Origin of the sequence: Paractinoplanes maris (assembly GCF_023544465.1) — a bacterium.
GTDB classification, from domain to species: Bacteria; Actinomycetota; Actinomycetes; order Mycobacteriales; family Micromonosporaceae; genus Actinoplanes; species Actinoplanes maris.
In genome coordinates, this window is the sequence record NZ_JALPVL010000009.1 from 432,191 (window position 1) to 453,915 (window position 21,725).

A 21,725-nucleotide genomic window follows, 5' to 3' on the forward strand; every position below is an offset into this window, starting at 1 on the left:
ATCTGGCCCGCGCAGTGAGGCCGATCACGACCGGTCTCAGAACCGGATCCGCGCGGCGATCGGCCGGTGGTCACTTCCGGTGCGGGGCAACGACCACAGCGACGTGACGGTCAGGCCGCGGGCCAGGATCTGGTCGATGCGGGCCACCGGCGCCCGGGCGGGCCAGCTGAAGGCGAACGCCGGGTGGGTGCGGAGCTGCTCGGTGACCGGCCGCAGGCCCCGATCCTGGACGGTGCCGTTGAGGTCGCCCAGCAGCAGCACCCGCTCGGTCGGCTCGGTTGTCAGGGCGGAACCGAGCCGGGCCGCGCTCTCGTCCCGGGGCCCGGTGGCAAAACCTTGCAACCCCATGCGTACGGAGGGAAGGTGCGCCACAAAGACGGCGACATCACCACCCGGGGTGCGAACCACCGCCCGCAGCCCCCGGTTCCAGTCGTCCCCGAAGGCCCGCGGCCGGATGTCGAGCGCTCCCTCCGCGACGAGGGGATAACGCGACCACAACGCCACCGTGCCGTACGCGGCGCGATAGGGGTAGGCCGCACCGAACGCCGCCGCATACGTGGGAAGGACTTCCGGGAGCACCTCGCCCAGCGCCACCAGATCGGGCGACACCCGCAGCAGCTCCCGCACCGTGCCGGCCGGATCGGGATTCTCGTCGCTCGCGTTGTGCTGCACCGCGATCAGGTCGTGCCGGTCATCGTCGGGCAGCAGCACCGGCCCGAAGACGACCATCCAGGCGACCAGCGGCAGCAACACCGCCGGCAGCGCCACCGCGGGCCGCCGCCACCAGCCCAGCACCGCCAGCACCGGAATGCTCAAACCCGACCACGGTAGGAACGTCTCCACGATGCTGCCCGGGTTCCCGCTCACCTCCGGGATGAGCCGATGCCCCACCACCACCCCGGCCACCAGCACAGCTGCCGCCGCCACCCCGTATCCCCGCCCGCGCACCGATGGATCGTCGCAGCACCGCACAACCCGGGCGTTTGCTGTGGCGCGCCGGCTCTTGGCAGGATCGACCGAATGACATGGACAGCCCCGGATGTGGAACGCCCCCTTCCTCCTCGGCCGGCGAAGGAGAGGGAGAGCCTGGACGGCTTCCTCGAGCTGCACCGCGCGACTCTGCTGCACAAGTGCGCCGGCCTGGACGGCGAGCAGTTGACCCGTCGCCCGGTCCCGTCGTCCCGGCTGTCGTTGCTGGGCCTGGTGCGGCACCTGACCGAGGTGGAGCGCATCTGGTTCCGCTTCCGCTTCGCGGGCGAGCCGTTGGGGCCGCTCTACGAGGGCGTGCCGGACGCCGACTTCGAGCTGGTCGACGCCGCGCGGGCGGAGCAGGACCTCGCCACGTATCTCGAGCAGGTCGAGATCGTCCGCCGGACCGTCCGCGACCGGCCGTTGGACGAGACGTTCGTCTTCGGGAAGGAGCGGAAGACGTGCGACCTGCGATGGGTGTATGTGCACATGATCGAGGAGTACGCGCGGCACAACGGCCATGCCGACCTCATCCGGGAGCTCATCGACGGAACGACCGGCAGCTGAGTCCCGGCCGCTCGGCTACGCCGTCTGTGGCACCCGGATGACGCCGTTGCGGGGGGTCCGGGTGACCCAGGCCAGGATCGGGCCGGTGGCCGCGGCGGCGAGGGCGAAGATACCGGCGATCACCCACCAGCCCCAGCCGCCGGTGTGGATGGCCAGGAAGGTCAGCGAGGCGGGGCCGAGCATCTTGGAGACGCCGCCCACCGATTTGCTGGCTCCCATATAGGCGCCTCGCTGCTCGGGAGGCGGGATCTCGGTCTGCAGATACCACTGGGCGCCCGACATCCACAGCTCGGTCGCGGTGACCAGCACGATCGAGAGGGCCAGCAGGCCGATCGTGACCCAGCCGTGGGTGGAGCCGCTGAGGGCGAGCACCGGGCAGGCGACCACGCTGGCCAGGGCGGCCCAGCGCAGCATCCGGGTCGAGCCGGCGATGCTGTCGGCGCCGCGGGTGGCCCGCACCTGCAACGCCACGGCCATCACCGTGTTGAGGGCGAACAGCGCGCCCAGCAACGGCTTCGGGGCGTCGGTCATCGTGATCGCCCACAACGGGATCACCTCGCCGAACAACGTCGCGTTCAGCCACAGCACGCCGAAGAGCCCGGCCAGGGCCGTGTACGGGTGGTCACGCAGCACACCCCACGGGCTGGGCCGCGACCCGGCGGCGACCGGATCGGCGTGGACCGCGGGCATCCGGGCCACAAAGATCGCGTTCAGCACGAGCCCGACCGCGTTGGCCAGCACCAGGGTCAGCAGGCCGGCCCGCGAGTCGAGGGCGAGCGCGGCCGCGCCGAGCCCCGAGCCGACGGTGAAGCCGACGTTGAGGTACGCCCGGTTGAATGCCATCGCCCGCACCCGGTCCTCCCGCGGCAGCGCGGCCGCCGTGTAGACCATCCGTCCCGAGTTGGCCAGCGTGTCGGCCACCGCTTCGGCCGCGATGACCAGCAGGAACGTCCAGAATCCGCCCGCGAACGGGTACGCCGCGAACGCCGCCGCCCCGGCCAGCGCGCCGATCACCCAGGCCCGCTGCCCGCCGACCCGGTCGGCCAGGTGACCCAGCGGCAGCGAGCCGAGCAACCCGATCAGCCCGGCCAATGAGAAACCGAGCCCCACCTGCACCGGCGTCAGTCCCACATAGAGCGTGAAGAACACCACGCTGCCGGTCAGGTAGGTGCCGCTGCCGACCCCGAGCACCGCCGACTGGGTGGCCAGCCGTCTCGGCAGCCCGGGCGGCGGCAGGACTTTCTCGATCGACCTTCGTAAGTCCCCCATGCCTCGATCGCAACATGATCATCGATGGGCGCGCAACTCGATTCAGCCGCCGAGGACGCCGGCGAAGGCGGCGCGTACTTGGTCGCGCAGCCAGGTGTGGGCCGGGTCGGTGTCGTGGCGCTGATGCCAGCCGCAGATGATCGGCGGGGCCGGCAGGGAGAACGGCAGTGGCAGGGTGACCAGCCCGAACGCCTCGGCCAGCGGGCGCCAGGTCAGTTCGGGAGCGGTCAGCACGGCGTCGGAGCGGGCGATGAGGTGCGCCGCGGTGGCGATCGTGCCGACCGTGGCCAGGACGCGCCGCCGCCGGTCGTGCGCCTCGAGAATGGCATCGACTGGGTCGGTGAGCCGGCCGCGACGGGACACCAGCACGTGCGGCTGGGCCGCGTAGGCGTCCAGATCAAGCCCGCCGGCGTACGGGTGATCCCGGCGCACCAGCACGGCGAACCGGTCGTGGCCGACGGTCTCGTGGCGGATCTCGGGCCGCGCCGGCACGTCGGCCCCGATCTCCAGGTCGACCCGGCCGTGCCGCAGCTCGTCGGTGTCGACCGCCGCCTCGGCCAGGAACCGCAGGCGTACGCCGGGAGCGTGCTCGGCCACGTCGGCCATCAGTGGCGGCGCGAGCGCGGTGGCCAGCGCGTCGTGGCACTGCAGGGTGAAGACCCGGTCGAGTCCGCCCAGGTCCAGCTCCCGGCTCGGCGCCAGCACGTCGTGGGCCTGACGCAGCAGCTCACCGACCTGGTCGCGCACGGCCAAGGCGTACGGGGTCGGGGTCATCGTCCGCCCGGTGCGCACCAGGATGTCGTCGCCGGTCAGCTTGCGGAGCCGGCCGAGGTTGCGGCTCACCGCGGGCGACGACAGCCGCAGCCGCTGGGCCGCCCCGGCCACGCTGCCCTCCTCGAGCAGCGCGTCCAGCGCCGTGAGCAGGTTCAAATCCAGTTGCATGGTGGTAAATCGTAACCTAACAACGTTGCACTGGACTTAATCCAGGCCCGCGGTGACAGTGGACGCATGCAGGAACTCCTGGCAACAGTCATCGCCACCGTCCACACCGCCGCCGAAAAGATCAACCGCGCCGGCCCGCCGCCCCTCGATCGCGAGGAGCTGTTCGCGGCGTTGCGCGCCAACGACGAAGCCGTGGCCGGCGTGCTCCAGCCCATCCTGACCGAGGCGCTGCCCGGCTCCCGCTGGACCACCGACGAGCACGGCTCCGGCCCGATGCCCGACGGTGACTGGTGGGTCGTCGACCCGGTCGGCGGCAACATGAACGCGGTGCAGGGGATGCCCGACCACAACATCGGGGTGAGCCTGGTGCGCGACGGCCGGCCCGAGCTCGCCGTCCTGCACGCGCCGGCCACCGGGGAGACGTTCAGTGCGATCGCCGGGGGCGGCGCGTTCCTCGACGACGTACCCGTGCGGGTCTCGGCCAAGACCGACCTGAGCCTGGCCCTGACCGGGACCGGCCAGGCGAAACCGCGCCAGGAGCGGGCCTACGCCGAGCGGGCCGGCGCGGCCATCGCCGCGATGATGCAACAGGCCTTGTACGTGCGAGCCTCGGTGCCCGTCGGTCAGCAGCTCGCCCAGGTCGCGGCCGGCCGCATGGACGCGCACTGGCAGTTCGACAACCTGCGCTCGCACATCGCCCCCGTCCTGCTCGTCCAGGAGGCCGGCGGCACCGTCACCGACCTCGACGGCAAACCCTGGCAGATCACGAGCGACGGCTACCTGGCCGCCGCACCCGGCGTGCACGCCGCCGCCCTCGACGTCCTCCGGCCGCTGCGATGACCGGCCCGGAAGCGACCGGCCCGGAAGCGACCGGCCTGGAGATCACCGTGCTGGCCGCCTCGGGTGGGACCGGCCTCGAGCTGACCCGCCAGGCGCTCGCGCGCGGGCACCGGGTCGTGGCCATCGCCCGCACACCGGGGCGCATCGCCGTCCCCGACTCGCCCCACCTGCTCAAGGTGGCCGCCGACGTGCGCGATGCGGACGGCATCGCCGCCGCCCTGCGCGGGCGCGCGATCGTGGTGTCCGGGCTCGGCGTGGCCCGCCGCGAGAAGGCGGGCGCGCTCACCGCCGGGGCCCGAGCCGTCACCCAGGCCCGCCCGGACCGGGTCGTCTGGCTCGGTGCCTTCGGCACCGGTGCGTCCGCCCCGGCCACCAGCCGGCTCAACCGGGCGCTGCTGCGGCTGCTCGGCGACCAGATCGCCGACAAGGTCACCGCGGACACGGCCGTGCTCGACGCGGGCGGCACCGTCTTCCACGCGGGCATGCTGTCGGACGGCCCGCTCAGCCCGGCCCGCCGCACGACCGGCCTGCGGGACGCCCCGAAAACGCTGCTACCGGCTCGGATCAGCCGGGCCACGGTCGCCGCGGCCATGCTCGACGAGGCCGAGAACCCGGCCCACGCCGGCGCCATCGCCGTCCCCCTGCCGCGCTAATCGGCCAGCGTCTCCAGCGGCTGCAGCGTGTCACCCCGGCGGACGAAAGTCCGGAGCGCGACCACCTCGCCCGCGTCGAACCCCCGTACGCGAACCAGCCCGGCCCCTCCGCAGTCGACCACCTCGACCGGCCCCGGGTTGCCGCCCAGGTCGGCGCTGTAGCGGGGTCGTCCGTCCACCTCGAAGTCGGCCCGTTCGACGCCGAGAACCGCGAAGACCGCGGTGATCGACCCCTCGGCCTCCGACAGCGTCACGTCGAAGCGGCGGGCCGGCGACTTCTCGAGCAGCTCGACGGCCGCCACCATCAGGTCGGCGTCGTCGTGCAGGATGTCGCGCCGGGTGCTGTGGTGGACCTCGTCGGGCACCACGCCGTAGTCCTCCAGCGGCGTGCCGGCGTTGGCCCCGACCCGCAGCACCCGCCGGATGACCAGCGACAACCCGGCGCCCAGAGGCAGCGGCTGGAACGGCACGTCGGCCTGGCCGGCCAGCGCGCCGATCAGGTCGCCCAGCTGCCAGACGTTGCCGCCGCCGGCGCCGGTGTTGCCGTCGGTGCCCAGCACCCGGCCGAGGGCGTTGTCCTGGAAGCCCGCGGCGAAGATGTCGGTGGCCGAGTAGCAGCGGGCGTCGGTCAGCAGCACGACCGGGCCGAAATAGGACTGCGGGACCGCCTCGAACCACTCCCGCTCGGTGAACGGGAGACCGGCCGAGTAGGGCGCGCCGGACTCCAGCGACTGCTCCATCGACCGCAGCCACGGGCGCAGGCTCTCGTTGGTGCGGCACAGCCGCAGGTTGAGCGCGGTCGCCGCGAACTGGGCGGGCTCCGGCTCGACCGGACGCGCGCTGAGCGCCTGGAGGCAGAGCTCGGCGGCCACCACCGCGCCGCCGCCGTTGCCGCGCACGTCGAGCACGAGGCCGTCCGGTGGCAGCGCGGTCAGCAGCCGGGCGAACTCGCGCACGAAGCCGACGATCCCGCTCGCGGTCGGCATGAACGTGCGCACCCGCAGGTGCCCGATCGTCCGGCCGCCCACGGTCACCCGGCGGGCCTCGAAGACCGTCGTCAGCTCGGGGACGACCGGCACGGCGGCGGGGTCCGCGGTGGCGGCCAGCCCGGCCAGCGCGTCGGGAGCGAACAGCGCGGCGCGCAGGCGGGCGAGCTGGGCCGCTTCGACGTCCACGCCGAGCGGTGTGCCGGCCGGCGGCGACACCGCGGACTCGATCGGCGTCGCGCTCCACCGCAGCCGGATCTGCCGGCTCTGCTGCTGGGCGTCCAGATAACACAGATCGATCCATTCCTCGTCCGGCGGGGCGGCGAAGGCCAGCGACCGTACGGTGAACATCTGCACCGCCCGGGCATGCCGCGCGTCGGCGTTGGCCCCCGGCAGCCGCTCGGCGAAGCGGTCGACGGCGCGGGCGATCGGCACCCCGTTCCAGTGCGTCACCTCGACGCCGAAGCGGAACGCCTGATCGTCCAGCTCGGGCAGGTCGGCCTGGCGGCGGCTGACCAGGTAGCGCCGGCGGCCGTCCTCGGCGAACTCCTTGAGCAGGAACGGCAGGAACACCGCGACACCGTTGAACGGCTGCGGCAACGTGTAGCGGGTGTGCAGGTCGCGCAGCGAGTTGAAGACATCGAGCACTTCGAGGTGAGTCTGCCATTCCCGCTCCGGGTCGCCGTCGCGGCCGAGGCGCTGCCGGAGCAACCGCAGGCGCTGCAACGGGTTGATGCCGTAACGGGCCACCTTGAACGGCAGCAGCGCGTAGTTCTGCTCGAGCAGCAGCAGTGCCTGGTCGACGATCAGCCGCCGCTGGACCGGGGTGAGCCGGCCGGCCTCGGTCGTGCCGAGAAAGTCGGTGAGCGACGTCGCCTGTGTCATCTCCGCAGCGTAGGACCGTTCCCACGCGCTGCGGCTGTCCGATCGGCGACGCCCCCGACTGCGTGCTCGCCCAGGCCAACAACAGCCTGGTCCGGACACGCGCAAGAACCAGGGTTGATCGCACGCGGGCCGGGCGGCCTCACAGCCGCCCGGCCCGCGTCTGATCAGAGACGCGGTGACACGTGATAGTGGGCGATCCGCCAGCCGCCGGCAGTCCGCCGCACGACAACCGTGAGGTTCACGGCGATCGGGGCGCGACCGGGAACGGCCCGGGTGAAGTCGAAGTCGGCCGTCACCCAGCCGAGCACGACATCGTCGCCCATGCGGCGCGACTCGAGGATCCGGTACGCGACGGTCATGCCCTCCGGCTGGGCCGCGTAATACGACTCGACCCCGGTTCGTCCGACGCTGTAGGGGCGCAGGCCCTGGAAGATCGCGTCCTCGGTGAACACTTCCGCGACCGACGACGGGTGATGGTCGCCGATCGCCTTCCGCCAGGCGTCGAGCACCTCGCCGAGCACGGTTTCAGCCTCAGTGTCCGGCACTTTGACCACCGTCGACGTGCAGGATCTCGCCGGTCACGAAGGGCGCGCCCTCCAGATAGACGATCGCGTCGGTGATGTCGCTGATGGCGCCCATCCGGCCGACCGGATGCAGCGCCTCGAGAAACGCATGCGTCTCGGCCGGGTGCATCGGCGTGCTGATGATGCCGGGGGAGACCGCGTTGAAGCGGACGCCCCGGGTCGCGTACTCGATCGCCAGGGCCTTGGTGACCGAGTTGAGCCCGCCCTTGGTCAGCGAGGCCAGCGCCGACGCGAGGGCGCTGTTGGCGTGATCGGTCAGCGAGGTGGTGACGGTGACGACGTGGCCGCCACCGGCGGAGAGCATCGCCTCGACCGCCGGCTGGGTGATCGCGACGAAGCCGCGCAGGTTGACGCCGGCGACCGCGTCGAAGTCGTCCACGGTGTACTCGGTGAACGGCTTCGCGATGAAGATGCCGGCGTTGTTGATCAGCGTGTCGATGCGGCCGAACTCGGCCAGACCGGCCGCGATCACCCGGGGACCCACGGCCGGGTCGGCGATATCGCCGGCCACAGCCAGTACGCCCGGATCATCGGAGCGCTCGATGGTGCGGGAGTTGGCGACGACCGACCAGCCGAGCTTGCGGTAGGCGGCGACGGTGGCGGCCCCGATGCCCTGTGACGCTCCGGTGACCACGGCGACCTGGGAAGAGTTGTTCGTCATGACCAGAGACTCCGTCGCGGCCGCCGAACCGGCACGACCGGCTTCCTCCCGACTGAGAGGCCGGGCCTATCAGCGGCCTAAGCTGGGCCGATGGAGCTACGCCAGCTGCGCTACTTCGTCGCGGTCGCCGAGGAGCTCAACTACGCCCGGGCCGCCCGGCGCCTGCGCATCGCCGGCCCGTCGCTCTCGCAGCAGATCAAGGCGCTGGAGCGTGATCTGGGCAACCGCCTGTTCGACCGCGACCGCCGCTCGGTCGCCCTGACCGCGGCCGGTGTCCTGCTGCTTCCCCGGGCCCGGGCGCTGCTCGACCAGGCCGACGACCTCCGGCGTACGGTGGCCGGCCTGTCCGCCTCCGAGCCGGTGCGCCTGGGCTACGTCAACTGGCGGCCTCCCGGTCTCGAGGAGCGCGCAGCCGGCGTGGCCCAGCTGGTGGTGGACGCCTGGGTGCTGCCCTCGCACGCACAGGCCGCCCGGGTCGCCGACGGCAGCCTCGATCTGGCGATCTGCTGGGTGCCGGACAGCACGCTGATCGACGACCGCCTGGAGGCGCGGCTGCTCGGCTCGGACCGCCTCTACACCCTCAGCACGGGCACCGCCACGACGCCGATCCGGCCGCGCGACGCCACCGTACTGATCGACGCCGACGAGACGTCCTGGTCGTCGTGGAACCGCTGGGCCAAGTCCATGGCCGTCGAGACCGGCGCTCACGCGCTCGACGTCGAGGAGGGCGGGGTGACCGGGCAGGCGTTCTTCAACCACGTCCGCCGCCTGCGCCGCCCCGTGGTCAACAACCCCAAGAGCCAGACCGCGCCGGTGCCGCCCGATCTGGTGGCCCGTCCGATCCACCATCCGGCCGTCTATTGGACGTGGTCGCTGGTGTCCCGCCGCGACGAGCCCCGCGCGGCCGTCCGGGCTGTGGCCGAGGCACTGACCACCTCGGTCGACCGGCTCTGCCTGGAGGACCCGGCCGCCTGGCTGCCGGCCGACGACCCGCACCGCGTCAAGTCACGGGCAGGCGCCGGCGACAAGGCTTGACCGCCCACGGCACATCCAGCTCCGACGGCAGGGCCAGGCTCTCCGCGGCCTGCCGCAGCAACGCGTTGATCCCGGGGATCGTCCGGTTCGCGCCCTCCACTTTCGCTTCGACCAGGTGCGGCTCGGGCGCTTCGGGCAGGGTCAGAGCTTCCAGTACGGCGGTGAAATCGGCCGTCGCCTCCAGCGGCACCAGCAGCGGCGTACCCTCGGCGCGGTGCCGCAGCAGGTCGCTGAGCAGATCGGTGCGGCCCGGCACGTCGGCCAGGCCGGCCCCGGGCAACGCCAGCCGGTCGGTCGGATATTCGAGCAACGCCCGCCCGTCCGGCCCCCGCGCCTCGATCTCGCCCGCGATGAAGTCCTCACCGGCCAGCGTCACCGCCACCATCAGCGGCAGCCCGCTCTCGAAGGTGATGCGCGCGAAAGCCGTGTCCTCCACGTCGATCGGCCGCACCCGGTAACGCTCGACCTCCAGCTGCCGCGGCCGTCCCGCCCCGGCCGCCGTGCCCGCGGCCAGGGCCTGCATGACCGCGTGGGCGAGCGGGTTGACGAGGGCCCCGTCGACCACCGGCCGCCCGCCGACGATCCGGCGACCGGCCCACGGCGAGCGCGCGTAGTAGGCGTCGTCGCGCTGCCAGGACGCCACCGCCGACAGGCCGGTGACCGCCGGCGACAGCGAGTCGCGGAACCGTTGCCAGGCCACGGATCCGAGCGCCTGGAAGCCGACCTGGCAGGACCGCCCGGTCGAGCGCAGGGCGGCCAGCAGCGTCTCGTGCGCGGCCGACGAGGTGACCGGCGGCTTCTCCAGCAGCAGGTCGCAGCCGGCGGCCAGGGCGTCCAGCGCGATCGGCAGGTGGGTGTGCGGTGGCGTGCAGATCACCACGACGTCCGGCCGGGCCGTCGCCAGCAGCGCGCGGTGATCGGTGAAGGCCGCGACGTCCGGCTCGGGGTCGATCGGCTGCACATCGGCCAGCGCGACCAGCGACACCAGACCACCGGCGGCCAGCTCGGCGATCCGCCGTCGATGCCACCGCCCATGGCCGTTGGCACCGACCAGAGCCACCCGCGGCGTCACCGGACCCCGCCGATCAAAGCAGCGGCGGCGCTCATCGGACCCGCCGATCAGGCGTACGGGCCGTCATCACGCACCGGCCAGCGTGGCCGCGACGCCGTGCTTCTCCAGCGAGGTCAGCCACCCCACGAGAACAGCCCGGAATTCGGCGTCGTCCGCGAGCTGCGGGTTGAAGACGGTGTCGAGGCCCAGCAAGGCCTCCACGACACCCTCCGGCGTGGCCGGGGCCGCCGCCAGCCGCGCCCGGATCCGGTCGGCCAGCGGGTCGTCGAGCGGCAGCGGCTGCCCGTCGTCGGTCACCCCTTGGACGAAGCGCATCCACGCCGCCACCACCAGCGCACCCCACCGGGGCATCTCGCCCGCCGCCCGCCGGTCCTGGATCGTGTGCAGCACCCGCGGCGGCAGTTTCTGCGTGCCGTCGCCGGCCACCTGCGTGGTCCGGTACGCGATGGCCGGGTTCTCGAACCGGACGAGCACCTCATCCCCGTACGCGATGGTGTCGACCCCGTCCGGCGGCTCCAGACTCGGGGCGATGTCCTCGGCGATGAACAGCCGCACCGCGGTCTCGAGCCCGGGCATCGTCAGCGCGGCGGCGATGGTCTCGTGCCCGGCCACCGCGCCCAGGTAGGCGATCGCCGAGTGCACCCCGTTGAGCGTGCGCAGTTTCAGCGTCTCCCAGGGGCGGGGGTCACCGGTCATCACCGCCCCGGCCAGATCCCAGGCGGGCCGCCCGGCCGGGAAGTCGTCCTCGATCACCCAGGCCCGGTAGGGCTCGCCGTTGACCGCGGCCCGATCCCGGACGCCGAGGGTCTCTGCCGCCAGGGTCAGGGTCTCGGCCGTGGTGGCGGGCACGATCCGGTCGACCATCGTGCCGGGGCAGGTCACGTTCTCCCGCACCCAGTCGCTGATCCCCTTGGCCACCGCCAGCGTGTCGATCAGGCCCCGCATCCGATGCCCGTTGGCCGGCAGGTTGTCGCAGCTGACCAGCGCGATCGGCCCGGCACCGGCCCGCCGCCGCGCGCACAGCCCCCGGATGAGCAGGCCCGGCACCGTACGCGGGGCCCGGTCGGTCTCGAGGTCGGCCCGCAACTCGTCGTCGAGCAGCATCCGCCCGGTCGCCCCGTCGAGCCGGTAGCCCTTCTCGGTCACGGTCAGCGTCACGATCCGGACAGCCGGATCGGCCAGCAGTGCCACCACCGCGTCCGGGTCGGCCGCGGCCAGCAGTTGCCCGGCCGACGAGCCGACCACCCGGGTGCTGGTGCCCTCCGGCCCGAGCGCGGTCACGCTGAACAGCCCGTCCTGCGCCCGCATCGCCCCGACGATCTGCGGTGAGTGGGGCGCGACGTGCACGATGCCCCAGTCGCCGCCGCCCGCGGCCATCGCCTCCTCGGTGAAGACGGCCTGGTGGGCCCGATGGAAGGCGCTGACACCCAGATGGACGATCCCCGGGGCCGGCGCGGAGATGCGCGGCCGGCACCCGGCCGGCACCCTCGGCAGGGCGGCGCGGCTCAGCTCCATGCCGGGCCGTCCGGGAAGGAGAACTCGGCGATCGAGGCGGCCAGCATGTCCGAGCTGTAGCCCGGCCGGTCGGGCACCAGATAGCGGCCGTCGCGGGTGCGCACCGGATCGGCGAAGTGCTCGTGCAGGTGGTCGACGTATTCGACCATCCGGCCGTCCAGGGACGTGCCGACCCGCAGGTAGTCGAAGATGGCCAGGTGCTGCACCAGCTCGCACAGGCCGACCCCACCGGCGTGCGGGCACACCGGTACGCCGAACTTCGCGGCCAGCAGCAGCTCGGCCAGCACCTCGGGGATGCCCGCGACCCGGCACGCGTCGACCTGCATCACGCCGATCGCCCCGGCCTGCAGCAGTTGCTTGAAGATGACCCGGTTGGCCGCGACCTCACCGGTGGCGACCCGGATCGGGGCGACCGCCTGCTGGATGCGGGCGTGTCCGAGCACGTCGTCGGGGTGGGTGGGTTCCTCGATCCAGTAGGGGTCGAACGGGGCCAGCCGGGCCATGTTGGCCACCGCCTCGTCGACGCCCCAGATCTGGTTGGCGTCCATCATCAGCAGCGCGTCCGGGCCGATCTCGGAGCGGATGATCCCGGCCCGCCGCACGTCGTCCTCGATCGGGCCGCCGACCTTCATCTTCACGGCCCGCCAGCCCTCGGCGTAGGCGGTCCTGGTCAGCTCGCGCACCTTGTCGTCGGGGTAGCCCAGCCAGCCGACACTGGTCGTGTAGGACGGGAAGCCGTCGCTGCGCAGCAGAGCCAGCCGGTCCTCCAGACCCACCCGGCCCTTGTCGAGGATCGCGGCCGCCTCGGCCGGGGTGAGCGCGTCGTCGATGTGCCGGAAGTCCACACACGACAGCAGCTCGTCGGTGGGCAGGGTGGCCAGCAACTCCCACATCGGCCGGCCGGCCAGCTTGGCCCGCAGGTCCCAGACCGCGTTGATCAGCGCGCCGGTGGCCATGTGCAGCGCGCCCTTCTCGGGCCCGAGCCAGCGCAGCTGCGGGTGGGCGGTGAGTGCCCGCGGCGGTTCGGCGGTCAGCTCGGCGACCGTCCGCCCGACCACCTGCGGGGCCAGGGCCCGCACGCAGGCGCAGGTGATCTCGTTGCCCTGCCCGTTGGTGAAGGTGAAACCGGTGCCGGTGACCCCCTCGGCGGTGGTCAGCTCGACGTAGGTGGCCGAGTAGTCGCCCCGGTTGATCGAGTCGGACCCGTCCCCGGCGGCCGCGGTCGGAAAGCGGACGTCGTGCACCGCGAACCCGGTGATCGTGGTCATCTGGCTGCGCCCTTCTCGAGCTTGAAGATCCGCTTGGGCAGGTGGTAGGCGAGGTCGGCCATCGTCTCGGCCGCCTCGTCGAACGGTAGGCGGTCCTGCTCGACCAGCGAGGCCAGATAGGCCGCGTCGACCCGGCGGGCCACGTCGTGCCGGACCGGGATCGAGCAGAACGCCCGGGTGTCGTCGACGAAGCCGGCGGTGTTGTAGAACCCGGCCGAATCGGTGACCGCCTCGCGGAAGCGGCGCATCGCGTCCGGGGTGTCGAGGAACCACCAGGGCGCGCCCAGGAACAGCGCCGGGTAGCCGCCGGCCAGCGGGGCCAGCTCGCGGCTGAACGCCGTCTCGTCGAGCGTGTAGAGCACCACCCGCAGCCGGGGATCCATCCCGTACGCCTCCAGGAGCGGCCGCAGTGCGTGCACGTAATCCGTGGCCTGCGGGATGTCACCGCCCACATCGCGCCCGTGGGCCGTGAAGAGCGCCCGGTTGTAGTCCCGGGAGGCCCCCGGGTGCAGCTGCATGACCAGGCCGTCGTCGATCGACATGCGAGCGAACTCGAGGATCATGTGCCCGCGGAACGTCTCGGCGTCCGCCGCCGACGCCTCCCCGCGCAGCCCCAGTTCGTAGAGCTTGGCCGCGTCGGCGGGGGAGAGGGCGACCGTACGGGCGGTCGGGTGGCCGTGGTCCGACGACGTGGTCCCGACGTCGATGAAGTCCTGGCGTCGCCGGCGCAGGGCGCTCAGATACCCCGCGTACGTGCCGGTGTCCTCCCCGGCCAGCTCGCCCATCCGCCCGACGTTGGTCGCCCAGTCCTCCCGTTCCAGGTCGACCACGTCGTCCGGGCGGAACGTGCTGATGACCCGGCCCGCCCAGCCGTCGGCCGCCAGTTTCGCGTGCCGGGCGAGGTCGTCGGTGGGGGACTCGGTGGTCGCGAGCACCTCGATGCCGAAGCGTTCGAACAGCGCCCGGGGGCGGAACTCCGGCTCGGCCAGGCGGGCGGCGATCGCGTCGTACACGTCGTCGGCGGTGTCCCGGCTCAGCGGCGTCTCGACCTGGAACACCGTACGGAAGGTCTGTTCGAGCCAGAGCCGCGAGGGCGTGCCACGGAACAGGTGCCAGTTGGCCGCGAGCAGCCGCCAGATCGTCCGCGGATCGGTCTCGACCGGGCCGCCGTCGCGGCGCGGCACCCCCAGCCGGTCGGGCGGGATGCCCTGGCTGAGCAGCATGCGCGTCACGTAGTGGTCGGGCACGATCAGCAGCCGGGCCGGGTCGCCGAACGGCTCGTCGTCGGCCAGCAGCGCCGGGTCGACGTGCCCGTGCGGGCTGATCAGCGGCAGGTCCCGCGCGACGGCGTAGAGCTCGCGGGCGGTCCCGCCGGTCAGGATGGGATCGGGCACTATCTCGTCTCCTTCACGCGCACCGGCCGGCCCGTACTCAGACTCTCGTTGGCCGCCAGCCCGGTCAGCAGGGCCAGCATGCCGTCGCGGGCGGTCGCCGAGCGCCGCATCGGGTCGGTCTCGCCGCCGAGCAGCACGGCGGTCATCCGCTTGTCGGCGCCGCCATGGCCTTCCCGGTCGGCCGGGGGCAGTTCCACCGCGTACGGGGGTGACCAGAACGGCCGGATCGTCAGCGTCACCGACCCGGCCTCGGGGCTGGCCCCCTGCTTGACCATCCCGGCCGCGCCCGGGCTGACGTGGTCGCTCTCGACGACCTCGAGCTCCAGCCGGCCCTTGCTGCCGTTGACCATCAGCCGGTAGCCCTCCCAGGGCGCGTACGCGGTGAGGTGGTAGCTCATCGTGGCGCCGGTGTCGTAGCGGACAAGCACCGCCAGGTCGTCCTCGATGGTCACGCCGGGCGCGAACACGTCCTGGTCACGGTGGTATCCGTCCTCGGCCGCCGCGTCGAGGTAGAGCGCCTTGAGCCGGGGGTCGGCCGCCAGGTCGAGCGCGAACCGGTCGTCGGCCTGGCCGCGTCCGCGCCCCTGGTCGCCGTAGAAGAACAGCCGCCCCGACGCGTACACCTCGGCCGGCGCGGCCCCCAGCCACCAGTTCACCAGGTCGAAGTGGTGCCCCGACTTGTGCACGAGCAGGCCGCCCGAATTCGCCTTGTCGCGGTGCCAGCGGCGGAAGTAGTCGGCGCCGTGCCGCACGTCGAGCAACCACTCGAAGTGCACCGACCCGATCTCGCCGATCTCCCCGCCGGCCAGCAGCGTGCGCACCACCTCGTGCACCGGGTTGAACCGGTAGTTGAAGGCCACCTGCACGCGGTGGCCGGTGCGCTCGGTGGCCTCCAGGATGCGCTCGCAGCTCGGCGCGTCGACGGTCATCGGCTTCTCGGTGATGACGTCGCAGCCGGCTTCGAGCGCGGTGACGATGTGCCCGGCGTGGGTGCTGTCCACGCTGGTCACGATCAGCTCGTCGACCCGCTGTTTCGCGAGCATGGTGGCGAGCTCGGCCGCCTGGTAGGTGGGCACGGGTGCGCTCAGCCAGCCGTTGTGGGTGTCCATCCGGGACTGGTTGGTGTCGGCCAGAGCGACCAGCTCGGCGGTGTCCGCGTGGTCGTCGGTGACCGCACGGATGAACATCCCGGCTCGTGAGCCGGCGCCTATGACGGCGATTCTGCGTCTAGCCATGATCACTCCGGCTCCGCGGCAGCAAAGGTTTGCAGCGAAGTTAGGACGATCGATCCCCTGACGTCAATGACCACGGGTGGTAAATACAGCTACGTCCCTATAGGACCTAGTTCGAGGATGGTGTTCGCAACCCGGACGCAACAAAACGGCATTGACAGTTGTGCAACCGCTTGCATTAATTGCTGTCATCAGTGACCGGGGCCACAAGGGAGGTCGGCAATGGCTGTCACGATTCGCGACGTCGCCCGGGCTTCCGGCGTGCACATCTCCACGGTGTCCCGCACGTTCTCGGCGCCGCATCTGGTCAACCCCAACACCCGCAGCCGGGTGCTGGCCCACGCCGAGCAGCTGGGCTACCGCCCCAACCGGGCCGCCCGCGCACTCATCACCGGCCGCACCTACAACATCGGCCTGATCGTGGCCGACATCGCCAACCCGTTCTTCCCGCCGCTGATCAAGGCGGCCGAGAGCCAGGCCCGCAAGCACGACCACCACATCTTCGTCGCCGACACCAATGAGGACCCGGCGCTCGAGGAGGAGGTGGTGCGGGCCCTGGCCAAGCAGGTCGACGGCGTGCTGCTGGTCAGCCCGCGGATGAGCAACGCGCTGATCGAGCAGCTCAGCCGCGAGGTGCCGCTGGTCGTGGTCAACCGGCAGATCGCCGGCATCCCGGCCGTGGTGATGGACGTCGCCCGTGGCGCCCGCACCGCGATCGAGCACCTGACCGCGCTCGGCCACCGCCGGGTCGCGCTGCTCGGCGGTCCGCGCGGTTCGTGGACCAGCCGGGAGATCCGGCGGTCGGCGAGCACCACCGCCCGGGCGGGCGGGGCCGAACTCATCATCATCGGCCCCAACCCGCCGACCGAGGTCGGCGGGCTCACGGTCGCCGAGGACGTGCTGCGGGCCGGCGCCACCGCCGTGCTGGCCTACAACGACCTCATGGCGATCGGTCTCATCGAGGGTCTGCTGGCCGCCGGAGCACGCGTGCCGACCGACGTCAGCGTCGTCGGCATCGACGACATCATGCTCAGCCGGCTCACCCGCCCCAAGCTGACCACGGTGGCGACCCCCACCGCCGCCGCTGGTCGGGCGGCCGTCGACATGCTGCTAGCGCATGGCGACGACCGCCGCACCAATGCACACATCCATCTGCAGACCGAATTGGTCATCCGCGACTCGACGGGGCGGGGCCCGGGTCCGCACAGCCCTGCGGACCCGGGCGACGCAATCGCCCACGGAGGTGTCGCTTCCTAGAGGAGAAGCGTCATGGAGCCCATCACGCAGGCGGTCACGCCTGCTCAAGGTACTACCCGCCGACGGCTGCTGGCCGCCGCCCTGACCGTGCCGCTGCTCCTGGGCGCCGCGGCCTGCGGCGGTGACGACGCCGGCGGCGACAGCGGCAAGACCGAGTTGTCGATCTTCTGGTGGGGCGCCGAGAAGCGTGCCGAACTGACCGACCAGGCGCTCGCGCTCTACAGCCAGAAGCACCCGGACGTCACGTTCAAGAAGACCTGGCAGGGAAACCAGGGTTACTTCGACAAGCTGGCCACGCTCACCGCCGGTGGCAACCCGCCCGACCTCTTCCAGATCGACGACAACTACATCTCCGAGTACGCCGGCCGGGGCGTCACGCTCGACCTGACCGAGTACACCGGCAACGGCAAGCTCGACGTCAGCAAGTTCCCGGAGAGCCTGCTCAAATACGGCGAGGTCGACGGCAAGCTGGCCGGCGTCGCGCTGGGCGAGAACACGCAGGGCCTGGTCTACGACAAGACCCTGCTCACCAAGAACAAACTGCCCGAGCCCAAGACCGGCATGAGCTGGGAGGAGTTCGTCGACTGGGCGGCCAACGTCACCAAGGTCTCCAAGCTGCCCGGCACGCAGGACGCCAGCGCGGTCTACCAGGCGCTCTGGGTCTATCTGCGGCAGAACGGCAAGGACCTGTACGCCGGTAAGCAGCTGGGCTTCGACGAGGCCGACATCACCAAGTGGTTCGCGCTCTGGAAGGGCGCCCGCGACAAGGGTGCGACGCCGACGCCGGACGTGATCCACGAGGGCAACGCCAGCGACGTGAGCAAGCAGCTGGTCGCCACCGGCAAGGCCGGCACCTCGTGGGTCTGGGCCAACCAGATGCCCGAGCTCAAGAAGAGCACCGACAACGAGCTGGGCCTGATCGCCTACCCGGGTGACCCCAGCGCGCAGTGGGCCCGCGCCTCGATGTACATGTCGGCCTTCCGCGGCGGCAAGCACAAGGACGTCGCGGTCGACGTGATCAACTTCCTGGCCAACGACCCCGAGGCCGGCAAGATCCTCGGAACCGACCGGGGCCTGCCGCCCAACCTCGACGTCCGCAAGCAGGTCGCCGCGACGGTGGAGGACCCCAACATGAAGCAGACCATCGCGGTGATGGACGAGCTGGGCAAGAAGTACGGCCCGACCGCCCCCACCGTGCCGCCGCAGGGTCACAGCAAGGTCCGCTCCGAGCTGATCCGGGTGGCCGAAGAGGTCATCTACAGCCGGCAGACCCCGGAGCAGGGCGCGGCGGCGTTCGTCACCGCCGCCAAGGCGGCGATCGGCGCCTCGTGACCGCCCCCACCCTGACCCCCGCACCCGTCGCCCCGGCTGCCCCGCAGCCGGGGCGGCGGGTCCGCCGCCGACAGGAGAACCTGGCCGGCTACGTGTTCCTGTCGCCGTGGCTGCTGGGTCTGCTCGGCATCACGGCGATCCCGATGCTGATCTCGCTGTATCTCAGCTTCACCGACTACAGCCCGCTGATCCCGCTGACCGAGGCGAACTGGATCGGCCTCGAGAACTACCGGCGCATGTTCACCGCCGACCAGTCCTACTGGCACGCGGTGCAGGTGACGATCACCTTCGCCCTGGTGGCGGTGCCCCTCAAGCTGGCTTCCGCGCTGGCCGTGGCGCTGTTGCTCAACCGTACGATGCGCGGCATCTCGGTCTTCCGGGGCCTGTTCTATCTGCCGTCGCTGCTGGGCGGCAGCGTCGCGCTGGCCATCGTCTGGGTCAGCATGTTCAACCGCGACGGCGCCTTCAACTCGTTCCTGGCGATCTTCGGCATCGAGGGGCTGCCCTGGGTCAACGACCCCGACTGGGCGCTGTCGACGCTGATCCTGCTGGCCGTGTGGCAGTTCGGCGCCCCGATGGTGATCTTCCTGGCCGGGCTGAAGCAGGTGCCGGTCGAGCTCTACGAGGCGGCGTCGGTCGACGGCGCCAGCCCGTGGCGCAAGTTCGTGCACATCACGCTGCCGATGCTGTCGCCGGTCATCTTCTTCAACCTGGTGCTCGAGACCATCAACGGCTTCCAGGGCTTCACGTCGGCTTTTGTGCTCTCCAACGGCACCGGCGGCCCGGTCGACTCCACGCTGATGTATTCGCTCAACCTCTACATCGCCGGGTTCGTCGACCTCAACATGGGCTACGCGTCGGCGATGGCCTGGGTCTTCCTGCTCGTGATCGGCGCGATCACGGTGCTGCTGTTCAACACGGGCCGCTTCTGGGTCCATTACTCCGACAACGAGGAGCGGTGATGCGGTTTCCGTTCCGCCTCGTGGCCCTGCTGCTGATCCTGGCCGTCGTGCTCTACCCGCTGGTGTGGATGGTGGGCACCTCGTTCAAGTCGCCGCAGGAGATCGTCAACAACATCGGGCTGATCCCGCGCGAGTTCACCCCGGGCAACTTCGCCGACGGCTGGACCAAATTCGACATCAACTTCGGCCGGTTCTTCCTCAACAGCGCGCTCGTCTCACTGCTGACGGTGGCCGGCAACACGATCTCGTGCCTGCTCGCCGCGTACGCGTTCGGCCGTCTGCGCTTCCGGCTGCGTGGCATCTGGTTCGGCCTCATGATCGGCACGCTGCTGCTGCCCGGCCACGTGCTGATCATCCCGCAGTACATCCTGTTCCGCAGCCTCGGCTGGGTCGGCGGCGACTGGCCCTACCTGCCGCTGCTGCTGCCCCAGTTCCTGGCCACCGAGGCGTTCTTCGTGTTCCTCATGGTCCAGTTCATGCGGGGCATCCCGCGCGAGCTCGACGAGGCCGCGGTCATCGACGGCGCCTCGTCCTACAGCATCTTCCGGCACGTGATCCTGCCGCTGTCCCGGCCCGCCCTGGTCACCACGGCGATCTTCTCGTTCATCTGGACCTGGAACGACTTCTTCCGCCAGCTGGTCTTCCTGTCCGACCTCAAGGACTACACGGCACCGGTCGCGCTGACCCTGTTCATCGACTCCGGCAGCGAGAACGCGGTCGGCCCGATGTTCGCGATGTCGTTGCTCTCGCTGGTCCCGGTCTTCCTGTTCTTCGTGGCCTTCCAGCGCCTGCTGGTCGAGGGCATCAACACCAGCGGCCTGAAGGGCTGATCACGATGCCCCACGACTGGCGCGACTCGGTGCGGCTGGGAGCCGACCTGGCCCTGCTGGGCGTCCTGATGACGTTGGCCTGCCTGCCGATCGTCACCGCCGGGGCCGCGCTGAGTGCCGGGAGCGCGGCCCTGGACAAGCTGCTGACGATCGGACGGTGGCCCACGGCGGCCGAGGGCTGGGCCAGTTTCCGCGACCGGCTGGTGCCGGGCCTGCTCGCCGGCCCGCTGGCGCTGGCGGTCGTCTGGCTGATCGCCGTGGACGTGGCCGCGCTGCGCCGGGGCGCGGTGCCGGGCGGCTCCCTCATGGTCGCCGCGGTGCTGCTGGCAGCCGCGATCGCCGCCGGCTTCGCCGCCCTGGTGGTCGGCCTGGCCGGCCCGTCCCGTCCCCATTCCGTACGCCGGGCAGCCGCACTCGTGGCGGCCCGCCCACCCGCCTTGGCCGCCACCACCGGCGTGGTCCTGCTGGCGGCGGCACTCGCGGCTTTCCTGCACCCGGCGCTGCTGCCCGTGCTGGCCGGCTATGCGCTCTTCGCCGTGCACGCCGTCCTGGCCCGGGTCGCGCCGGTCGGACCCGGCTCCTACTCGGCGGCGTCGACGAAGCCCACGGCAGCGGCGGCGAAGAGCGGCGACATGAACACGTTGTAGTGGGTCACGCCGGGCAGGATGGCCAGCGCGTGGCCGCCCTTGGGCCGGCCCTCGCCCATCCAGCCGCCGTCGCGCTGCCCGCCGTCGAGCAGGCCGAACACCTCGACGAAGTGCGCGGGCGGGCACATGTCGGCGTCGGCCGCCAGGATCAGCGTCGGCACCTGCAGGTTGCGGACCTCGTCGGTGTAGTCGAAGTCGTGGGACATCGCCTCACCGATCTTGCCGAGCAGGCGGGGGAAGTCCTCCGGCCGGGGCGCGACCCGCTGGTACAGCTCGTACATCGGGGTCTCCTTCATGAACTCGGCCGCCTCGGGACCGACCTGGCCCTGCTGCTCGAGGATCTCGGGGTAGGTCGCGTCGCGCCGGATGCCGGCTGACGCGGCGACCAGCCGGCCGACCTTGGCCGGGTGGCGGAAGGCGAGCTGCAGGGCGACGCCGCCGCCGAGCGAATAGCCGACGACGTCCGGCTTGTCGAGACCCAGGTGGTCGATGAGGGCGGCCACGTCGTCGGCCATGAACTTGATGTCGAGCGGCCGGTCGATGTCGGCCGTGCGGCCGTGCCCCTGCAGGTCGACCAGGATGACCCGGTGGCCCGCGGTGAACTGGCCGAGGATCGGGCCGAACATCTCGCCCGAGCCGAGCCCGCCGTGCAGCAGGATCAGCGGCTTGCCGTCGCCGTGCGACTCGTAATACAGGTTGATGCCGTTGACCTCCGCGTACTCGCCGTTGCCCGCGGTGTCCTGGGTCCAGTTCGTCATCTGATGCCTCCGTGGCGTCTCGTGCTTTGTGCGACACCCCTCAGACCGGACCCGCCCGGAGGACTCA

At 71.6% G+C, this 21,725-nt stretch carries 21 protein-coding genes; 9 read left to right on the forward strand and 12 right to left on the reverse strand.

Going from position 1 to position 21,725, the window contains the following annotated elements:
* Nucleotides 1-36: 36 nt before the first annotated feature.
* Nucleotides 37-948, reverse strand: a complete 912-nt coding sequence (locus NAG42_RS27325) for an endonuclease/exonuclease/phosphatase family protein (RefSeq protein WP_250034475.1) — start codon at nucleotides 946-948, stop codon at nucleotides 37-39.
* 72 nt (nucleotides 949-1,020) lie between these two features.
* On the opposite strand from NAG42_RS27325, the gene NAG42_RS27330 reads away from it, so the two are divergent.
* Nucleotides 1,021-1,536 (forward strand): DinB family protein, encoded by a 516-nt coding sequence (locus NAG42_RS27330; RefSeq protein ID WP_250034477.1) that lies wholly within the window; start codon nucleotides 1,021-1,023, stop codon nucleotides 1,534-1,536.
* Nucleotides 1,537-1,551: 15 nt separating this feature from the next.
* Here NAG42_RS27330 and NAG42_RS27335 read toward each other — a convergent pair whose 3' ends face one another.
* Together NAG42_RS27335 and NAG42_RS27340 are read right to left on the reverse strand one after the other, a co-directional pair.
* On the reverse strand, nucleotides 1,552-2,805 hold the full coding sequence (locus NAG42_RS27335) for an MFS transporter (protein WP_250034485.1): 1,254 nt from the start codon (nucleotides 2,803-2,805) through the stop codon (nucleotides 1,552-1,554).
* A 42-nt stretch (nucleotides 2,806-2,847) separates the two neighbouring features.
* Nucleotides 2,848-3,747 (reverse strand): LysR family transcriptional regulator, encoded by a 900-nt coding sequence (locus tag NAG42_RS27340; RefSeq protein ID WP_250034486.1) that lies wholly within the window; start codon nucleotides 3,745-3,747, stop codon nucleotides 2,848-2,850.
* 66 nt (nucleotides 3,748-3,813) lie between these two features.
* Between NAG42_RS27340 and NAG42_RS27345 the strand changes: the two genes are divergently transcribed.
* Nucleotides 3,814-4,587 (forward strand): inositol monophosphatase family protein, encoded by a 774-nt coding sequence (locus NAG42_RS27345; protein ID WP_250034490.1) that lies wholly within the window; start codon nucleotides 3,814-3,816, stop codon nucleotides 4,585-4,587.
* Nucleotides 4,584-5,240, forward strand: coding sequence for an NAD(P)-dependent oxidoreductase (locus tag NAG42_RS27350; RefSeq protein ID WP_250034491.1), 657 nt, complete (start codon nucleotides 4,584-4,586; stop codon nucleotides 5,238-5,240). Before NAG42_RS27345 ends, NAG42_RS27350 begins: the two co-directional genes overlap by 4 nt.
* On the opposite strand, the gene NAG42_RS27355 is transcribed toward NAG42_RS27350, so the two are convergent.
* The 3 genes from NAG42_RS27355 to NAG42_RS27365 form a co-directional block, all read right to left on the reverse strand.
* Nucleotides 5,237-7,111, reverse strand: a complete 1,875-nt coding sequence (locus NAG42_RS27355) for a S41 family peptidase (protein ID WP_250034492.1) — start codon at nucleotides 7,109-7,111, stop codon at nucleotides 5,237-5,239. The two genes, NAG42_RS27350 and NAG42_RS27355, sit on opposite strands and share 4 nt — an antisense overlap.
* 164 nt (nucleotides 7,112-7,275) lie before the next feature.
* The gene (locus tag NAG42_RS27360) at nucleotides 7,276-7,656 is read right to left on the reverse strand and encodes an SgcJ/EcaC family oxidoreductase (RefSeq protein WP_250034493.1); all 381 of its coding nucleotides are present in this window, start codon (nucleotides 7,654-7,656) and stop codon (nucleotides 7,276-7,278) included.
* Entirely contained in the window at nucleotides 7,643-8,356 is a 714-nt protein-coding gene (locus NAG42_RS27365; protein ID WP_250034494.1) for an SDR family NAD(P)-dependent oxidoreductase, read from the reverse strand. Before NAG42_RS27365 ends, NAG42_RS27360 begins: the two co-directional genes overlap by 14 nt.
* A 90-nt stretch (nucleotides 8,357-8,446) precedes the next feature.
* Between NAG42_RS27365 and NAG42_RS44410 the strand changes: the two genes are divergently transcribed.
* A complete protein-coding gene (locus NAG42_RS44410) occupies nucleotides 8,447-9,391 on the forward strand; it encodes a LysR family transcriptional regulator (RefSeq protein WP_284045908.1) in 945 nt (314 codons plus the stop codon).
* On the opposite strand, the gene NAG42_RS27375 is transcribed toward NAG42_RS44410, so the two are convergent.
* The 5 genes from NAG42_RS27375 to NAG42_RS27395 all read right to left on the reverse strand — a co-directional run bounded on the left by NAG42_RS27375 (nucleotide 9,357) and on the right by NAG42_RS27395 (nucleotide 15,875).
* Nucleotides 9,357-10,463 carry a Gfo/Idh/MocA family protein gene (locus NAG42_RS27375; RefSeq protein WP_250034495.1) on the reverse strand — a complete coding sequence of 369 codons (1,107 nt, stop codon included), beginning with the start codon at nucleotides 10,461-10,463 and terminating at the stop codon, nucleotides 9,357-9,359. The two genes, NAG42_RS44410 and NAG42_RS27375, sit on opposite strands and share 35 nt — an antisense overlap.
* A gap of 66 nt (nucleotides 10,464-10,529) precedes the next feature.
* Nucleotides 10,530-11,978, reverse strand: a complete 1,449-nt coding sequence (locus NAG42_RS27380; RefSeq protein ID WP_250034496.1) for a mannitol dehydrogenase family protein — start codon at nucleotides 11,976-11,978, stop codon at nucleotides 10,530-10,532.
* On the reverse strand, nucleotides 11,969-13,246 hold the full coding sequence (locus NAG42_RS27385; RefSeq protein WP_250034497.1) for an enolase C-terminal domain-like protein: 1,278 nt from the start codon (nucleotides 13,244-13,246) through the stop codon (nucleotides 11,969-11,971). The genes NAG42_RS27380 and NAG42_RS27385 overlap by 10 nt, the downstream gene beginning before the upstream one ends.
* A complete protein-coding gene (uxaC, locus tag NAG42_RS27390; protein ID WP_250034498.1) occupies nucleotides 13,243-14,640 on the reverse strand; it encodes a glucuronate isomerase in 1,398 nt (465 codons plus the stop codon). Before uxaC ends, NAG42_RS27385 begins: the two co-directional genes overlap by 4 nt.
* Nucleotides 14,640-15,875, reverse strand: coding sequence for a Gfo/Idh/MocA family protein (locus NAG42_RS27395; RefSeq protein WP_250034499.1), 1,236 nt, complete (start codon nucleotides 15,873-15,875; stop codon nucleotides 14,640-14,642). The genes uxaC and NAG42_RS27395 overlap by 1 nt, the downstream gene beginning before the upstream one ends.
* Nucleotides 15,876-16,094: 219 nt before the next feature.
* On the opposite strand from NAG42_RS27395, the gene NAG42_RS27400 reads away from it, so the two are divergent.
* Genes NAG42_RS27400 through NAG42_RS27420 form a run of 5 tightly spaced genes read left to right on the forward strand, consistent with a single transcriptional unit; the run spans nucleotide 16,095 to nucleotide 20,900 of the window.
* Nucleotides 16,095-17,129 carry a LacI family DNA-binding transcriptional regulator gene (locus NAG42_RS27400; protein WP_250034500.1) on the forward strand — a complete coding sequence of 345 codons (1,035 nt, stop codon included), beginning with the start codon at nucleotides 16,095-16,097 and terminating at the stop codon, nucleotides 17,127-17,129.
* A gap of 12 nt (nucleotides 17,130-17,141) precedes the next feature.
* Nucleotides 17,142-18,461, forward strand: a complete 1,320-nt coding sequence (locus NAG42_RS27405) for an ABC transporter substrate-binding protein (RefSeq protein WP_250034502.1) — start codon at nucleotides 17,142-17,144, stop codon at nucleotides 18,459-18,461.
* A complete protein-coding gene (locus NAG42_RS27410; RefSeq protein ID WP_438872451.1) occupies nucleotides 18,458-19,423 on the forward strand; it encodes a carbohydrate ABC transporter permease in 966 nt (321 codons plus the stop codon). The genes NAG42_RS27405 and NAG42_RS27410 overlap by 4 nt, the downstream gene beginning before the upstream one ends.
* Nucleotides 19,423-20,253, forward strand: coding sequence for a carbohydrate ABC transporter permease (locus NAG42_RS27415; RefSeq protein WP_250034507.1), 831 nt, complete (start codon nucleotides 19,423-19,425; stop codon nucleotides 20,251-20,253). Before NAG42_RS27410 ends, NAG42_RS27415 begins: the two co-directional genes overlap by 1 nt.
* Nucleotides 20,254-20,258: 5 nt before the next feature.
* On the forward strand, nucleotides 20,259-20,900 hold the full coding sequence (locus NAG42_RS27420) for a DUF624 domain-containing protein (RefSeq protein ID WP_250034509.1): 642 nt from the start codon (nucleotides 20,259-20,261) through the stop codon (nucleotides 20,898-20,900).
* Here the strand turns inward: NAG42_RS27420 and NAG42_RS27425 are convergent.
* Nucleotides 20,834-21,658, reverse strand: coding sequence for an alpha/beta fold hydrolase (locus NAG42_RS27425; protein ID WP_250034511.1), 825 nt, complete (start codon nucleotides 21,656-21,658; stop codon nucleotides 20,834-20,836). The genes NAG42_RS27420 and NAG42_RS27425 overlap by 67 nt on opposite strands.
* Nucleotides 21,659-21,725 lie beyond the last annotated feature (67 nt).

What these genes read in the sequence shown, in the direction of transcription:
- NAG42_RS27365 (WP_250034494.1), bottom strand. Translation starts at nt 8,356, where the DNA reads ATGACGAACAACTCTTCCCAGGTCGCCGTGGTCACCGGAGCGTCACAG.
- NAG42_RS44410 (WP_284045908.1), top strand. Translation starts at nt 8,447, where the DNA reads ATGGAGCTACGCCAGCTGCGCTACTTCGTCGCGGTCGCCGAGGAGCTC.
- NAG42_RS27400 (WP_250034500.1), top strand. Translation starts at nt 16,095, where the DNA reads ATGGCTGTCACGATTCGCGACGTCGCCCGGGCTTCCGGCGTGCACATC.
- NAG42_RS27335 (WP_250034485.1), bottom strand. Translation starts at nt 2,805, where the DNA reads ATGGGGGACTTACGAAGGTCGATCGAGAAAGTCCTGCCGCCGCCCGGG.
- NAG42_RS27395 (WP_250034499.1), bottom strand. Translation starts at nt 15,875, where the DNA reads ATGGCTAGACGCAGAATCGCCGTCATAGGCGCCGGCTCACGAGCCGGG.
- NAG42_RS27420 (WP_250034509.1), top strand. Translation starts at nt 20,259, where the DNA reads ATGCCCCACGACTGGCGCGACTCGGTGCGGCTGGGAGCCGACCTGGCC.
- NAG42_RS27355 (WP_250034492.1), bottom strand. Translation starts at nt 7,111, where the DNA reads ATGACACAGGCGACGTCGCTCACCGACTTTCTCGGCACGACCGAGGCC.
- NAG42_RS27415 (WP_250034507.1), top strand. Translation starts at nt 19,423, where the DNA reads ATGCGGTTTCCGTTCCGCCTCGTGGCCCTGCTGCTGATCCTGGCCGTC.
- NAG42_RS27330 (WP_250034477.1), top strand. Translation starts at nt 1,021, where the DNA reads ATGACATGGACAGCCCCGGATGTGGAACGCCCCCTTCCTCCTCGGCCG.
- NAG42_RS27350 (WP_250034491.1), top strand. Translation starts at nt 4,584, where the DNA reads ATGACCGGCCCGGAAGCGACCGGCCCGGAAGCGACCGGCCTGGAGATC.
- NAG42_RS27405 (WP_250034502.1), top strand. Translation starts at nt 17,142, where the DNA reads ATGGAGCCCATCACGCAGGCGGTCACGCCTGCTCAAGGTACTACCCGC.
- NAG42_RS27380 (WP_250034496.1), bottom strand. Translation starts at nt 11,978, where the DNA reads ATGGAGCTGAGCCGCGCCGCCCTGCCGAGGGTGCCGGCCGGGTGCCGG.
- NAG42_RS27385 (WP_250034497.1), bottom strand. Translation starts at nt 13,246, where the DNA reads ATGACCACGATCACCGGGTTCGCGGTGCACGACGTCCGCTTTCCGACC.
- NAG42_RS27345 (WP_250034490.1), top strand. Translation starts at nt 3,814, where the DNA reads ATGCAGGAACTCCTGGCAACAGTCATCGCCACCGTCCACACCGCCGCC.
- NAG42_RS27425 (WP_250034511.1), bottom strand. Translation starts at nt 21,658, where the DNA reads ATGACGAACTGGACCCAGGACACCGCGGGCAACGGCGAGTACGCGGAG.
- NAG42_RS27340 (WP_250034486.1), bottom strand. Translation starts at nt 3,747, where the DNA reads ATGCAACTGGATTTGAACCTGCTCACGGCGCTGGACGCGCTGCTCGAG.